This is a genomic window from Nitratifractor salsuginis DSM 16511 (assembly GCF_000186245.1).
Lineage (GTDB): Bacteria > Campylobacterota > Campylobacteria > Campylobacterales > Sulfurovaceae > Nitratifractor > Nitratifractor salsuginis.
The window spans coordinates 1,651,235-1,665,276 of sequence record NC_014935.1 but is presented as its reverse complement, the minus strand read 5'-3'; the positions used below and the strand labels follow the sequence as shown (position 1 = coordinate 1,665,276).

Sequence of the window (14,042 nt, the reverse complement as noted above, 5' to 3'; positions counted from 1 at the left end):
TTGCTTGGGGGAGAGTACAGAGTTGAGCTGATCTGGGCGGCTATGGGGTGTGAATTTTTAGAGTCCCCCATCGGGGATCCGTAAACCCCACGCCTTTAGGCGGCCGGGATATGGTATGCTTGAAAGATGCAAGAGTATAGAAATGGTGGGCATACAGTATGGGACTGTAAATACCATCTCGTGTGGACGACAAAATACCGTTATCCCGTCTTAAAAGGGGATGTGGGGTACCGATGCCGAGATTTGTTACGTGAGATTGCGATGAGTCGGGAGATGGTGATTTATGCAGGATCCATCAATCGGGATCATGTACATTTGTTGATAGGGATACCGCCAAATATGTCCGTATCAAAGGCAGTGCAATATTTGAAAGGGAAGAGTTCGCATAAATTGATGAGTGAATTTCGGATGCTGAAGAAGCGGTATTGGGGGCAGCATTTGTGGGCGAGAGGATACTGGGTTGCAACGAGTGGAAATGTGACCGATGAAGTCTGGATGGAATATATCAAGAACCAACAACCACCAGAGCTTGATGATGAGTTCCGAGTTGTCTGATCAACCGACGGCCTTCAGGCTGAATGACCGGCTTTCAGCCGTAATCTGAAGCCACCGGCTATTAGCCGGTGGAGACATTCACAGGTCTCAATGTCCCAGGAGCGCTTGTGCCCCTTTGGCCGCCAGCAGCACCAGCAGTCCCGCCGCGAAGCCGGCGAGCACGTCGTCGAGCATGACTCCCAGGCCTCCTTTGACATTACGGCGGATCCAGCCGATGGTGGAGGGGGCCAAGAGGAGCATCAGGAGGTAAGCACCCAGGGCTCCGGCGGCGAGGAGCCAGAGGTTCATCGCAGAGGAGGGAAGCCAGCGCAGGGCGGAGGCGCTCACGCTCAGAGCAACCCAGACTCCCACCGCTTCGTCGATGACGATCCAGGAGGGGTCGTGGACGCCTGAGCGGTTCTCCTCTTTGGTGATTTCGAAGATCCCGATGATGAAGAGGGCGAAAGCGAGGGTGAAGAGGCTCTCTGCTCCCAGGGCCCAGAGCAGGCCCAGGCCGATGATCCAGGCGAGTACCGTCGCGCTGATCCGCGGGGAGGGGAGCTTGCCCGCTCCCAAAAGGCTCAAAAAGATCTCTGAAAGGTTCATAGCGTTTCTCCTTGGTGTTTTTTCGCTTCCTGTCGGATCAGGTGAGGGAACTGGTCTGGTAGAGCTCCATCAGTTTGACGTAAAACTGCTCGTCGCTCTTGGGTTCGAGCAGCCCGCTGCTGGGCATCAGGGAGTAGTAGGTCTCCTGGAGATTTTCGAAGCGGTTGGGGAAGAGGGAAGCGAGAATATTGGCGGAGATCTCCTTGCGCACCAGGATTGGCGGGGGGAGGATCCCGTTTTGGATCAGGGTCATGATCGATTCGGAGTGGTAGTGGATGTGGTGGTGCTGTCCGTGGGGACAAGTCTCGGTGCTTACCAGGGTTCGGCAGGTATCGCAGTAGACATACTCGTCGACGGTAGTGATCTCCAGATCCAGGCCGCTGAGGGTATCGAAGATGGTGTTGAGGCGGTTCTGGTCGTAGTAGAGCCCCAGGCCGGCGTGGTTTTTGCCGATGACCAGTTCGTTGCAGCCGGCGTTCCTGGCCAGGAGAGCGTCGAGGACCAGTTCGTTGTATCCGGCGAAGATGTAAGTATTCTCAAAGGGGACCACCAGGACCTTGTTGCGGGGGAGGAAATTGTCGATGAAGAGTTGCACGGCATTGTGGCGGATGTCGTAGCGCAGCCCTTCGTCGGTGAAGGGTTTGCGCAAAAAGAGCACCACCAGGTCCGCCCGGGTGAGGATCTGGCGGATGATCCGTTCGTGGGCCCGGTTGAGGGGGTTGGCGGCCAGCATCATCGCCGAGATCTTCTGCGCGCCGGTGCGCCGGATCATCTGGCGGATCCGGTTGACGGTATCCCGGATCAGCGGATACTCCACCCGATAGGGACCGCTGACGGCCCACTCTCCCAGGCGGGCCATCGTGTTTTTGACGCCGGGATGGGTGGGGTCGGCCGAGCCGTAGATGTGGATCAGCCGCTCCTTCGGGTCGATGGGAAAGACCTCCTCCACCGTCAGTTCGCCCACCTTTTTCCCTTCGTTGATCAGATCGACGGTTTCACCCGGCTCGAGGGTAGGGATGATCGTTTCATTGCGTTTCCCCCTGGGGGCCAGGATGAAGGAGAAGGGAAAAGGCAGCCCCTGGTATTGCCGGGTGCGGTCAACCTCCTCGGCTTCCCGGCGCCCCATGAGCTTCGTGACGGGGGCCAGCAGCCCCTCCTGGACCAGGGCCAGGGTCGAGAGGGCTTCGGTGTCGATGTAGAGGCTCTTATTTCTTTTTGAAGAGGTCATACTTTTTCCTTTTTTCCCAGAGGCTTTTACGGGAGATCCCCAGCTTTTTACTCAGTTCGGTATCGGGGAATTTGTATTGGAAGGTTTTCACGATGTATTGGACATACTCGTCGATGGTCAGGATCTCGTCCTGGTCGTAGAGTTTGTTGTCGGCGGTGAGGGTGAGGGTGGGGTAGGGGGTCTCCACCTCTCCGGAACTGTCGGTCAGGAGGAACAATTTGCCCTCCAGGAGTTCGAAGAGCTGCTGGCGCTCGTTCTTTTTGAGCTTCTCCAGGTGGATGATGTAGCCGATGTGCTCATTGTCCAGGGCCGCCACCTTCTCCTTCCAGCCCGCTTCGTCCAGGGAGATGAGGGTGAGGATGTTTTTCTTGATCCGATTGAGCCGAAGGGCCAGCTTATCCGCCGCGCGCTGGTAGTTGGTGCGGATCACCAGGGGCAGAGTAAGGCTTTCCGCTTCCACGTTGCACTCCACTTCCCGGTAGAGGTGGTCGAGATACTCCTGGTAGAAGCGGTTGCGTTCCTGGAGCATCCGGTAGTCATGGAAGTGTTCGATTTTGCGCAGGAGCTCCTCGATGGTGAAGGGTTTGACGATGTAGTCCCGTGCTCCTGCTTTGAGGGGTTCGCCCACGGTGTCGTTGTTGATGTAGTTGACCATGAGCAGGACGTTCTTGTCCCGGAACTTTTCGATCAGGGGCATGAAGTTCTGCCCCGGGAGGTTGGTCGAGAGGAGGTAGACATCGGCCCGTGCTTCCATCGCCTCTTTGACTGAGCTGTAGATCTCCGTATCGAAATGGAATTCCGAAAGCTTGGCGGCGATGCTTTGGGCCAGGTAGAGCTCGTTTTCTATAATGACGATTTTCATACTTTTCGACTCCAGTCGTAGATTCCCAGGGTGGCGACTGCCTGGACCGCGACCCCCTCTTCACGCCCGATGAAGCCCATCTTTTCGGCGGTGGTCGCTTTGACATTGACCCGGGCGGGGCTCAGCCCCAAAAGCCTCGCCAGTTTGCGGCGGATGGGCTCTTTGTAGGGGCCGAGTCTGGGCACCTGGGCGATGATGGTCAGGTCGGCATGCAGCGGGGTCAGTCCGCAGCCCTGGATCCGCTCTAGGACCGTCTGGAGCAGTCGTGTGCTGTCGGCGCCCGCCCAGCGGGGGTCGGTGTCGGGGAAATGCTCTCCGATATCCCCCATGCCGGCGGCGCCCAGCAGGGCGTCGATGAGGGCGTGGATCGCCACATCACCGTCGCTGTGGGCTTTGAAACCCACGGGGGCATCGACAGAGACCCCGCCCAGGACCATCGGCTTGCCCGGCTCGAAGGCGTGAATGTCCATCCCGAAACCGGTGAAGGTCTGTGCTGCCGGGGGGATCAGGCACTCGAGGTGTTTCAAGTCCTGGGGATGGGTGAGCTTGCGGGCTTTGGCAGAGCCCTCTACCAGGAGGACTTTGCCGCCGGCAGCGTGAATGGCGCTGCTCTCGTCGGTAAACTCCTGGTCCCGGCTGAGGGCATCCCGCAGCAGGGCGGCCCGGCTCAGCTGGGGGGTTTGGATGAGGCGGATCTTCTCTCGATCGATGGGACGGCCCTCTTCGTAGACTGTATCGACCGCGGGAAGAGCGGGGACGATGCAGTCGGCTTCACCGCAGCGGGAGAGGACCCTACGGAGCATTTCCCGGTCGAGGCAGCAGCGCGCGATATCGTTGACCAGGACCCATTCGCTTTGGACCTGGTTTAGGGCATTGAGCAAGGACGCCTGCCGGCTCGCTCCGCCGGGGACGAAGGTATAGTCGGCGAATTGGCGCATATACTCCAATTCGTCGGGATGGCCCGTGATGATAATGTCTCGGAAATCCCCCGCCGCTTCGAAGGCTCGGGCTACGTGGAGCCAAAGGGGGATCTCTCCCTGATAGAGCCACTGTTTCTTGACGGGTAAAGCGAAGCGTGTGGAGCTGCCTGCCGCCAAAAGTATGAGGGAGATTCTATTCATTTAATGTTCCTTTTGGTGTCATCAAATCCATTCACGTATCGAATAAATACTCTGTTTATCTCTATACTATTGACAATTGTAGTATAGCTATGTAACGAAATTATACACCCGGAATCTTATAGAGCATAAGAACGCCACTTTTTGGAACAATCCCTCATCGACCCCTGTCGAAACTGGCCAAAGTGGACAATTTTACTCATAATTTCTCTCGATTTAGGTTTCGTTTAAGATTCGGTTGGTATAACTCCTAATACCACTTCAGCACGAGGACAAAGAGTATGCGAGAAGAATGGCTTGAAAAGCGCAAGAACGACCCGGTGCGGACCCAGATGTACTATGCCCGTCAAGGGATTGTCACCGAAGAGATGCGGCATATCGCCGCCAAAGAGAAGATCGATCCGGAGTTTCTCCGCAGCGAAGTGGCCAGAGGCCGCTGCATCATCCCCGCCAACGTCAACCACAAGCAGCTCGATCCTATGGCGATCGGGATGGCGGTCAGCTGCAAGATCAACGCCAACATCGGTTCCTCGGCCCTGGCCAGTGATATCGCCGGTGAGATCGAGAAGGTCGATGTCTGCCTCAAATACGGGGCCGATACGATTATGGACCTCTCCACCGGCGGGGATCTCGACGCCATCCGCGAAGCGGTGATCGCCCACTCCACGGTGCCCATCGGGACGGTACCCATCTACCAGATCCTCCACGACATCAACGACAAGGTCGAGGACCTCACCATAGACATTATGCTCAAGACCCTGGAGAAGCAGGCTCGGCAGGGAGTAAGCTACTTCACCATCCACGCCGGCTTCCTCTTGCGCTTTATGCCCCATGTGGCCAAGCGCAAAATGGGGATCGTCAGCCGGGGCGGCTCATTGATGGCGGCCTGGATGATGCACCACCACCGGGAGAACCCCTTCTATGAAGCGTTTGACGAGATCCTGGATATCTGCCGCAAATACGATGTCTCTCTTTCCCTGGGAGACTCCCTGCGGCCCGGCTGCCTGGCTGACGCCAGCGACGAGGCGCAGCTGAGCGAATTGAAGGTGCTGGGGGAGCTGACCCTCAAAGCGTGGGAGAAGGATGTGCAGGTGATGATCGAAGGGCCCGGCCACGTGCCCCTCAATCAGATCGAGCGCAATATGAAGCTGGAGCGGGAGTATTGCCACGAGGCGCCCTTCTATATCCTGGGGCCTCTGGTGACCGACATCGCCGCGGGATATGACCACATCAGCTCCGCCATCGGCGCGGCGGTGGGCGGTTGGCACGGAGCGAGCATGCTCTGCTACGTCACCCCTAAGGAGCACCTGGGCCTGCCCAACGCCGCCGATGTGCGCGAAGGGATCATCGCCTACAAGATCGCGGCCCACGCCGCGGACATCGCCCGTGGCCGTCCCGGTGCCCGGGATGTGGACGACGCGATGAGCGATGCCCGTTACGGCTTTGATTGGAACCGGCAGTTCGAGCTGGCCCTCGACCCCGATCGGGCCAGAGAGTATCATGACGAGACTCTGCCCCAGGATGTCTTCAAAGAGGCGGAGTTCTGCTCTATGTGCGGGCCGAAATTCTGCTCCTACAAGATCACGCAGAGCATCGTCGAAGAGCACGGCGATGTAATGGAGAGTGAGGAATTAGGAGTGAGGAATTAGGAATTGAGGTATGCGTTGCTTCGCAACGCTTTTTCTTATGGAAAGGCGGGCAGGGTTCGCAAATACTAATGACTAGCGACTAAAGCTCAATGGTCATAAACTTGCGACGTGAGGGGCAAAGCCCCGTGCTTGCGACTTGCGACTAAAAATTAAAAGAAGGAGTTTTAATGACAGAAGATAAAGTATTGGAGGCGTTGAGCCACGTCATCTATCCGGGATTTACCAAAGACATCGTGAGCTTTGGTTTCGTCAAGGGTGTCGAGATTGACGACAACGACCGGGTCAAAGTGACCATAGAGATCACTTCCAGTGCCGATGAAGTGAAGATGCAGCTTATCAAAGACATCGAGACCGAATTGGCCAAGGCGGGTGCCGAGGATGTGCAGGTAGAGATCATTGCTCCCAAAAAGCCCGTCGAGCGCAGCAACTCCATGACCGGCAAAAACATCGCTCCCCAGGTCAAAGACTTCCTGATGATCAGCTCCGGTAAGGGGGGCGTGGGTAAATCGACCACCGCCGTCAACCTGGCCATCGCGATGGCGATGCAGGGCAAAAAGGTGGGTCTGCTCGATGCCGATATCTACGGCCCCAACATTCCCCGGATGATGGGGATCGAGAATGTCAAGCCCGAAGTGGTGGGTAACAAAGTCAAGCCCATCGAAGCCTACGGGATCGAAGTGATGAGTATGGGAAGCCTGATGGAGCCCGGCCAGTCATTGATCTGGCGGGGGGCGATGATCATGAAGGCGATCGAGCAGTTCCTCCGCGATATTCTCTGGAGCGACCTGGATGTCTTGGTGATCGATATGCCTCCCGGGACCGGGGATGCCCAGCTGACTCTGGCTCAGAGCGTACCTGTGACCGCTGGTGTCACCGTCACGACTCCCCAGGAAGTGAGCTTGGACGACAGCCGCCGGAGCCTTGATATGTTCCAGAAACTCCACATCCCCATCGCCGGGGTTATCGAAAATATGAGCGGCTTCATCTGCCCGGGTGACGGCAAAGAGTACGACATCTTCGGAATGGGGACTTCCAAGCCTGTTGCCGAAGAGTACGGTACCGAGCTTCTGGCCCGTATCCCCATCGAGCCTCAGGTCCGTATCGGTGGAGATACCGGAAAGCCGGTAACCTATCATCATCCCGAGAGCGAAACGGCCAAACGTTTCCAGGAAGCGGCCAATAAAGTAATCGCCTTTATGGAAAAAGTCGATGAAGAGGGCGGTGCCGACAATGCCGCCATCCAACCGACCACCCCTCCGGGTGTAAGTGCCTGCAGTATGAAATAATTTCGGCCAATCCCTCAGATTTCACGTCATCTGTATCGATCATCGGCGTCATGAGCGCCGATGTGAATGCTCAACGCACTTTCCAAGTGCGCCTGCGCTTCCCATCAACACTCCTACACACCAAGCATCGACACATCTGACGCAAACTCTTCGGCGTTGTCCGAAAAACGATAAAAATAACAGGGATAGCAGGAATAATGCTTATTCAGGTTTTTTTCAGTTTAATTCGCTAATATTCTACTCCACTTTCAGTCGGGGTGTGGCGCAGTCTGGCTAGCGCGCTACCTTGGGGTGGTAGAGGTCGCAGGTTCGAGTCCTGTCACTCCGACCATTTTTCTCAATTTCAAATCTTCTTCCCAACTTATTACATTATTTTTGTCAGTGTTCATCTGATCCTTCCCATATTTTCATTTTAGCTCTTCATTTGTGTCAAATTTACTCAGCCGATCATTCATATATTATAAAATCGAATAAAATAAAATTAATTAAACAAAAAGGAATAAATTGATCGTTAAAATAGATTATCTTTACAATGGAAGGGAGATATTCTATGAAATTCTTCAAAAACCTCTTTGCGATTATCGGCCTGCTGATCACGATCCTGATCATCTATCTCTGGTTCGCCCTGGATCTCGGCACGCGTATCGAGCAGGTCAAACAACTCGACCCCAAGGCCAAGGATGTCTATACCCATATGATGTCCACCCTCCTGGAGACAGGAGATATCGGTAAGGCTACGGTCCGTAAAGTAAAAGTGGAGAAAGGGATCGAACCGGATGAAGTGGTCGATGCTCTCAACAGCGTCGCGACGGAGATGGGAATCAAGCCGGTGGGGGACCTGCCCCTCTCCAAAGAGGTGGCTTTGCGTACCGGCAAGCCCCAGCCCTATACCCGGGTGCTGAGCTATTGCAATCCCGCCATCGCTATTAAGATGGTCAAATGGTCCATGGCCTACGGAGCCTATCTACCCTGTCGCATTACGCTCATGCAGGATAAAAACGGCGACTATTGGCTCTACACCCTTGATCTGGATATGATGATCCACGGCGGCAAACCGCTGCCTCCCGATATGCTCAAATACGGAAATCAGGTCAAAAACACGATCTATACCATGATGGACAAAGCCGCCCACGGCGATTTCTAATCCTCAATTGCTCTCCCCCTTTATGGGGAAGGCTCTATTGAAGACCTCCAGACAATTCATCACTTTTATCAGGAGTATTTATGCATAAAGATCTAGTGATTTCGGGATAAGGTGGTTTCGTCTTCCTTCTCACAAGGCTCAATATCCTGGAACCGACGGACTTTAGCGGGGTGGAAATTTCACTCTTGCCACTCTTCCTTACCCGGGAAAACCGATTCAACCCAATGCCGCAGCGATGAAGATCATTGGCGAGATCACGTTGATCGTGGTACTTTTCAGATCGAAGCATTGAAGGGTTTTTGGCAATCATAATTTCTGCTTTAACTCAAATTCTTTGTGTGGAGTCGGGATATTAGGTGGTAGCTAATATTACAGATTGCTGTGGCGGCTTTTCATCTCTTCTTCAGTGATACCGTAATGTTTCATTAGCTCGCTGACGGCGGCTTCGAGGAAGAGTAGAGCGCTCAGTTCAAATTTCGATCCCAGAGGGAGGGGGCTGCTTCCATCTTCTTTCGGGTCATTTGAAGGAATATAGATGACGAAGTCGCTCTTCTGAGCCAGAGGGGAAGAGGTGTCGGCGGTGAGAGCCAGTGTTTCGGCTCCATGGCTCAGCGCTTTTTTGGCGGCATTGACGACGCTGTCGGTCGTGCCGGAAGAGGAGATCGCCAACAACAGATCATCCGGGCGAATAGAGGGAGTATTGGTCTCCCCGACGACGAAGGCTTCATAACCCAGATGCATCAGACGCATGGCAAAACATTTTCCTACATAGCCGCTGCGGCCTGCGCCGGCTATAAAAATACGCTTACCGGGCTGGAGTCTGTCGAGAAATCGCTCAAATGCCTTTTCATCCGTTTTGGAGAGGATCCTCTCGAGATCGTTTAGAATCTCTTCTGCGATCATGATGCTTTCCGGATTTTCTTCGAGATTTTTTTGGCGATCTTTTTGGGGTTTTTGGCTCCGGTGATGGCCCCGCCAACGACGACCACCTCCGGCTTGCAGGCGATAATCTCATCAAGCGTATCCAGATTGATTCCTCCGGCGACGACGAGGGGAATATCGACGGCCTTGGAGAGCTTTTTGAGGTCCGCCAATGGGGATTGGCCTGCATTCTGTTGATCGATTCCTGAGTGGATCCCGACATAGTCGGCTCCCAGCTCGGCAACCTCTTTGGCCCGGGTGATCTTGTCGGCGACGTTGATCATATCGACGACGACCTTTTTGCCATGTTTTTTGGCACTGACAATCGCCCCTTCGATCGTTTTGATATCGGCTACCCCCAGGACGGTGACGATATCCGCCCCCGCTTCGAAGCAGAAGTCCGCCTCATACTCTCCGACATCCATGGTCTTCAGATCGACCAGAAGTTCCTTCTTCGGGTGAAGGGCTTTCATCAAAGAGATGAGGCGGACTCCTTCGTGCTTGATCAGCGGTGTGCCGATCTCGATGATATCGATGTATTTGCTTGTCTTTTTGGCCAGGACAAGGGCCTCTTCACTCGTTAGAACGTCGATCGCCAATTGCAGTTTCATATTTTTCTCCCGGGAAATGATTGATCAAAATGTAGCGGGCCTGTTTTTTTCGTAGAGATGCCTACTCTTTCTCATCGGCTTCAGGAATCTCTTTGAGTATCAGTAGCGGCTGATCGGGCGAGAAACGCTCCATCTCTTTCAGCGTAGCGAGCAGGGCCATCAGTTTGTTGCGGACTTCCAGCTCTTCGAGCTCGGGGCGGCTGTCGGCTACGACGCCGGCGCCGGCTTGGAGGATGATCTTGTCGGGTTGGATCAGGGCGGTGCGGATGGCGATGGCGGAATCCATATCCCCCGTAAAGGAGAAGTAGCCTACGCTGCCGCTGTAGAAGCCCCGCTTGAGCCCCTCGAAGCGGGCGATGAGCTCCATCGCTTTGATCTTGGGGGCACCGGTCATCGTACCGGCGGTGAAGGTGGCGCGGAAGAGGTCAAACATATCTTTCCCCTCGTCGATCTGTGCCACGACGTCACTGACCATATGCATGACGTGGGAGTATTTTTCCACGCGCATCATCTCGGGGACTTCCACGGTGCCGGTTTTGGCGACCCGGCCCACATCGTTGCGTCCCAGGTCCACCAGCATCAAATGTTCGGCGCACTCTTTGGGGTCGCTCAGCATCTCCTGTTCCAGTTCGTGGTCGCGCTGGGGGGTGGCCCCCCGTTTGCGGGTACCGGCGATGGGGCGCAGCAGGATCTCCCCCTGGGTGAGGCGGACCATCACTTCCGGGGAAGAGCCGCAAATGCTGAAATCCTCGTAATCGAGGAGGAAGAGGTAGGGCGAGGGGTTCTTGGCGCGGAGCACCCGGTAGAAGCTCAGAGGGTCCACGTGTCCCCGCTGGGTATAGCGGTTGGAGGGAAGCATCTGAAAGACATCCCCGGCGCGGATATGTTCTTTGGCCTCTTCGACGATCTCCATATAGCGCTCCGGGGTGATGGAGAAGCTCCCTTCTCCCTCCAGCCGCGCGGGTTGAAAAGGGAGGGGATGATGAGCCTTGGGGAGCAGAGCGGCCACGCTTTCGAGCATTTTGGGATTTTCCCCGCCCGGGTCGATGAGGGTCAGTTCGCTGCTCTTGTGGGAGAAGCCGATGATGAGTTTGGGGCGGATCAGGTCGAGATCGGGAGTCTGGAGCGGATCTTCGAGATCATCCATCCACTCCCGAAGCACCGGCTCGAAGACTTTGACCATATCGTAACCGATAAAGCCGATAAATCCGTCGACGAAGGAGAAGCCGGCGTCCCGGGCGATCGCGCGGTAGCGCTCCTTGTCCAGGCGGCGGTAATACTCCTGGAGGAAAGCGAAGGGATCTTCCTCCAACTGCCGTGTGGTCCCGGTGTTGTCGGTATAGAGGGTCTCATTGTCCCGATAAACGAGGCGCTCTTTGGCTCCGATGACAATGAAGCTGAAGTTCCCCTCTTCGGAGGTGACCACACTCTCGAAGAGCATGGTGACTTCCTCGGGATAGAGTTTTTTGATTTCGCCGTAGAGGGCGACCGGGGTGAGCTGGTCGAAGAGATAGCTGCGCAACATCTACTGCTTCCTTACGACGAAACCGGAGATGCCCAGTTGATCTTTGATCGTGGGTAGTTTGGCCTTGGCATCGGCATAGGAGCCGTAGGGCCCGACACGGACCTTGATCATTTCGCCGGCTTTGACGATAATGGGCTTGTAGCCCCGGGCTTTGATCTTGTCGAGGAATTTTTTGTCCGGCATTCTTTTGAACGAGCCGAGCTGGATAAAGTATTGTCGGGTTCCAGTCGCCGTTTTCGCCGCCGGCTTTTTGTTTCGACTCTGTTTGGCGAAGAGCTCTTTGGGGCTTTTTTTCACTTTGGGCTTGGGCTTTGGTTTGGACACACTCACTTTGGCTTTCGGTGTTGACTGGGTCTTCGGTGTCTGCTTCACGATGTGGGGTTTACTCGGTACCTTGGCCGTTACAGGAGGATGAATGGGTGTGAGCTCTTCGGTGGAGGGGAGCGTCTCTTTGCTGATGGGTTGCAGCTCTTCGGGGAGGGCTTCACTCTTGGAAGCGGTCGGTTGCCGGGGCTTGGCGGCAGGGTGGGCTGCGGGTTTGCTGATCCCGGTAAGCTCGGTTTCCTGGGCTTCCTGGGGAACATCGGGTCCGCCCAGGATCAATTTGGCCAGGAAGACCCCGACGATCAGAATGATCAGGATCAGGCCGACAAGGGTCAGAAGGCTCTTGCTTCCTTTGTTGCCCGAGTCGGGTTCACCGATGATAAGGTCGTCAAGGTTGTGATCGTTCATTGGAGCACTCCAAGGTGAGATAGAAGATTATAACCAAAAAAATCTGAGCAATATATTACTTAATATATTCATAGGGAAGGGTGAAAATATTGTAGCGCTCGGGAAGGCGCCGGTCGGGAAGGATCTTCCAGGATTTTTCCAGGCGCGTCTGGAGCATATCGGAGATTTGACCCCCCATTTCATGCAAACGCTCAAGGGGCTGTTCCGGTACCTGAATGAGGACGGTGCGGCGATGTTTATGCTTGCCTCGGTAGAGACGGTAGTCTGTGATCCCGAGATGGTGGAAGAGGTGTTCGAGGATGGGGATGAAGAGTTCCGGCTCTTCTCCGAAATACTCCACGACCAGAAGATCGCCCCGCCCCTCACGGAGCAGAGGAAGAGCCAGGGTGACTTCACGATTCAGATGCTGACGGATCAGGATGGGATTGACCTCCTGATCGTAACGGCGGAATTTGCTGTAGAAGGTCCGTCCCTCGTGCAGGATCTTTTCTACGATGGCGGGGGATTTGAGATAGTAACAATGAGCGCCTTTGGCCAGGTCGCCCAGCTCCGACTCGAGTATAGAATCGGTTCGCTTAGTAGATGGGTCGGTCATAGATGACGAACTGCAGAGCAAGCTCTTTCATCTCCTCTTTGACTTTGGCTTGGAACTCGTGGTCGTCGATGCGGTCAAGGACATCGCAGATACGGTTGGCGATGAGCTCGAACTCTTTCTCTTTCATACCCCGGCGGGTCAGGGCGGGGGAACCGATGCGGATCCCGCTGGTGACGAAGGGGCTGCGGGTCTCTCCGGGGACGGTGTTTTTGTTGACCGTAATTCCGGCGCGGCCCAGCGCGGCGTCGGCATCTTTGCCGCTGAACTCTTTGTCGAGGAAGGAGACAAGTACCAGGTGGTTGTCGGTGCCGCCGCTAACGACGTCGTAGCCCCGCTTCATCAGCACATCGGCCAGGACCTTGGCGTTGGCTTTGACCTGCTTGGCGTACTCTTTCCACTCGGGAGCCAGGTTGTGCTTGAAGCCCACGGCTTTGGCGGCGACGACATGGACCAGAGGGCCGCCCTGCAGTCCGGGGAAGATGGCGGAGTTGATCTTCTTGGCGATCTCTTCGTCATTGGTCATGATGGCGCCGCCGCGGGGGCCGGCCAGGGTCTTGTGGGTGGTGGTGGTGACCACGTGGGCATGGGGGAAGGGGCTAGGGTGTTCCCCGGCGACGACGAGCCCGGCGATGTGGGCGATGTCGGCGAAGAGGAGGGCGCCTACCTCGTCGGCGATTTCACGGAAACGGGCGAAGTCGATCTCTCTGGGGTAGGCGGAAGCGCCACAGACGATGATCTTGGGCTGGACGATCTTGGCGATGTCGCGAACCCGGTCGTAGTCGATACGCCCGTCGAGTTCCACGCCGTAGGTGAAGCTGTGGTAGTTTTTGCCCGAGAAGCTGACCTTGGAGCCGTGGGTGAGGTGGCCGCCGTGGCTAAGGTCCATCCCCAGGATTTTGTCACCGGCTTTGATCAGCGCGGCATAGACGGCGCCGTTGGCCTGGGAACCGGAGTGGGGCTGGACATTGGCGTATTCGCAGCCGAAGAGCTCTTTGCAGCGGTCGATGGCCAGCTGCTCGACCTTGTCGGCGTATTCACAGCCGCCATAGTAGCGTTTGGCGGGGTAGCCTTCGGCGTATTTGTTGGTAAAAACCGAGCCCATCGCCTCCATGACGTCGGGGAAGGTGAAGTTTTCGCTGGCGATCATCTCCAGGTGCTCGGTTTCGCGTTTGAGTTCGTCGACGATGGCCTGATAGACCTCGGGGTCGAATTGTTCGATGTAATAGCTCAT

Annotated in this window: 14 protein-coding genes and 1 tRNA gene; 5 read left to right on the top strand and 10 right to left on the bottom strand. The window is 55.7% G+C overall.

The window, feature by feature from the left end; all coding sequences use genetic code 11:
* The first annotated feature begins 126 nt into the window (after positions 1-126).
* Positions 127-555: an IS200/IS605 family transposase gene (gene tnpA, locus NITSA_RS08440; protein WP_013553795.1), complete on the top strand. Its 429-nt coding sequence runs from the start codon at positions 127-129 to the stop codon at positions 553-555.
* Positions 556-642: 87 nt separating this feature from the next.
* On the opposite strand, the gene NITSA_RS08435 is transcribed toward tnpA, so the two are convergent.
* Genes NITSA_RS08435 through NITSA_RS08420 form a run of 4 tightly spaced genes read right to left on the bottom strand, consistent with a single transcriptional unit; the run spans position 643 to position 4,351 of the window.
* On the bottom strand, positions 643-1,140 hold the full coding sequence (locus tag NITSA_RS08435; RefSeq protein WP_013554603.1) for a phosphatidylglycerophosphatase A family protein: 498 nt from the start codon (positions 1,138-1,140) through the stop codon (positions 643-645).
* A gap of 37 nt (positions 1,141-1,177) precedes the next feature.
* Positions 1,178-2,368, bottom strand: coding sequence for a sulfate adenylyltransferase (locus tag NITSA_RS08430; protein ID WP_013554602.1), 1,191 nt, complete (start codon positions 2,366-2,368; stop codon positions 1,178-1,180).
* A complete protein-coding gene (locus tag NITSA_RS08425) occupies positions 2,346-3,230 on the bottom strand; it encodes a response regulator (RefSeq protein ID WP_013554601.1) in 885 nt (294 codons plus the stop codon). Before NITSA_RS08425 ends, NITSA_RS08430 begins: the two co-directional genes overlap by 23 nt.
* Complete coding sequence (locus tag NITSA_RS08420) at positions 3,227-4,351, bottom strand: bifunctional 2-C-methyl-D-erythritol 4-phosphate cytidylyltransferase/2-C-methyl-D-erythritol 2,4-cyclodiphosphate synthase (RefSeq protein WP_013554600.1); 1,125 nt, start codon at positions 4,349-4,351, stop codon at positions 3,227-3,229. Before NITSA_RS08420 ends, NITSA_RS08425 begins: the two co-directional genes overlap by 4 nt.
* Positions 4,352-4,629: 278 nt before the next feature.
* Between NITSA_RS08420 and thiC the strand changes: the two genes are divergently transcribed.
* The 4 genes from thiC (at position 4,630) to NITSA_RS08400 (ending at position 8,427) form a co-directional block, all read left to right on the top strand.
* Complete coding sequence (gene thiC / locus NITSA_RS08415; RefSeq protein WP_013554599.1) at positions 4,630-5,997, top strand: phosphomethylpyrimidine synthase ThiC; 1,368 nt, start codon at positions 4,630-4,632, stop codon at positions 5,995-5,997.
* Positions 5,998-6,164: 167 nt separating this feature from the next.
* Positions 6,165-7,283 carry an Mrp/NBP35 family ATP-binding protein gene (locus NITSA_RS08410; protein ID WP_013554598.1) on the top strand — a complete coding sequence of 373 codons (1,119 nt, stop codon included), beginning with the start codon at positions 6,165-6,167 and terminating at the stop codon, positions 7,281-7,283.
* A gap of 253 nt (positions 7,284-7,536) precedes the next feature.
* Positions 7,537-7,614: transfer RNA gene (locus tag NITSA_RS08405), tRNA-Pro, on the top strand.
* Positions 7,615-7,833: 219 nt separating this feature from the next.
* A complete protein-coding gene (locus NITSA_RS08400; protein WP_013554597.1) occupies positions 7,834-8,427 on the top strand; it encodes a DUF302 domain-containing protein in 594 nt (197 codons plus the stop codon).
* Between the two features lie 369 nt (positions 8,428-8,796).
* Here NITSA_RS08400 and hxlB read toward each other — a convergent pair whose 3' ends face one another.
* The 6 genes from hxlB to NITSA_RS08370 form a co-directional block, all read right to left on the bottom strand.
* Positions 8,797-9,330: a 6-phospho-3-hexuloisomerase gene (hxlB, locus tag NITSA_RS08395; protein ID WP_013554596.1), complete on the bottom strand. Its 534-nt coding sequence runs from the start codon at positions 9,328-9,330 to the stop codon at positions 8,797-8,799.
* The gene (gene hxlA / locus NITSA_RS08390; protein ID WP_013554595.1) at positions 9,327-9,959 is read right to left on the bottom strand and encodes a 3-hexulose-6-phosphate synthase; all 633 of its coding nucleotides are present in this window, start codon (positions 9,957-9,959) and stop codon (positions 9,327-9,329) included. Before hxlA ends, hxlB begins: the two co-directional genes overlap by 4 nt.
* A 61-nt stretch (positions 9,960-10,020) precedes the next feature.
* Complete coding sequence (locus tag NITSA_RS08385; protein WP_013554594.1) at positions 10,021-11,484, bottom strand: anthranilate synthase component I family protein; 1,464 nt, start codon at positions 11,482-11,484, stop codon at positions 10,021-10,023.
* Positions 11,485-12,216, bottom strand: a complete 732-nt coding sequence (locus tag NITSA_RS08380; protein ID WP_013554593.1) for an SPOR domain-containing protein — start codon at positions 12,214-12,216, stop codon at positions 11,485-11,487.
* 55 nt (positions 12,217-12,271) lie between these two features.
* Entirely contained in the window at positions 12,272-12,811 is a 540-nt protein-coding gene (locus tag NITSA_RS08375; protein ID WP_013554592.1) for a DUF1882 domain-containing protein, read from the bottom strand.
* Positions 12,792-14,042 carry a serine hydroxymethyltransferase gene (locus NITSA_RS08370; protein WP_013554591.1) on the bottom strand — a complete coding sequence of 417 codons (1,251 nt, stop codon included), beginning with the start codon at positions 14,040-14,042 and terminating at the stop codon, positions 12,792-12,794. The genes NITSA_RS08375 and NITSA_RS08370 overlap by 20 nt, the downstream gene beginning before the upstream one ends.

Coding starts and splice junctions, on each gene's coding strand:
- tnpA (WP_013553795.1), top strand. CDS start 127: ATGCAAGAGTATAGAAATGGTGGGCATACAGTATGGGACTGTAAATAC.
- NITSA_RS08435 (WP_013554603.1), bottom strand. CDS start 1,140: ATGAACCTTTCAGAGATCTTTTTGAGCCTTTTGGGAGCGGGCAAGCTC.
- NITSA_RS08430 (WP_013554602.1), bottom strand. CDS start 2,368: ATGACCTCTTCAAAAAGAAATAAGAGCCTCTACATCGACACCGAAGCC.
- NITSA_RS08425 (WP_013554601.1), bottom strand. CDS start 3,230: ATGAAAATCGTCATTATAGAAAACGAGCTCTACCTGGCCCAAAGCATC.
- NITSA_RS08420 (WP_013554600.1), bottom strand. CDS start 4,351: ATGAATAGAATCTCCCTCATACTTTTGGCGGCAGGCAGCTCCACACGC.
- thiC (WP_013554599.1), top strand. CDS start 4,630: ATGCGAGAAGAATGGCTTGAAAAGCGCAAGAACGACCCGGTGCGGACC.
- NITSA_RS08410 (WP_013554598.1), top strand. CDS start 6,165: ATGACAGAAGATAAAGTATTGGAGGCGTTGAGCCACGTCATCTATCCG.
- NITSA_RS08400 (WP_013554597.1), top strand. CDS start 7,834: ATGAAATTCTTCAAAAACCTCTTTGCGATTATCGGCCTGCTGATCACG.
- hxlB (WP_013554596.1), bottom strand. CDS start 9,330: ATGATCGCAGAAGAGATTCTAAACGATCTCGAGAGGATCCTCTCCAAA.
- hxlA (WP_013554595.1), bottom strand. CDS start 9,959: ATGAAACTGCAATTGGCGATCGACGTTCTAACGAGTGAAGAGGCCCTT.
- NITSA_RS08385 (WP_013554594.1), bottom strand. CDS start 11,484: ATGTTGCGCAGCTATCTCTTCGACCAGCTCACCCCGGTCGCCCTCTAC.
- NITSA_RS08380 (WP_013554593.1), bottom strand. CDS start 12,216: ATGAACGATCACAACCTTGACGACCTTATCATCGGTGAACCCGACTCG.
- NITSA_RS08375 (WP_013554592.1), bottom strand. CDS start 12,811: ATGACCGACCCATCTACTAAGCGAACCGATTCTATACTCGAGTCGGAG.
- NITSA_RS08370 (WP_013554591.1), bottom strand. CDS start 14,042: ATGAGCTATTACATCGAACAATTCGACCCCGAGGTCTATCAGGCCATC.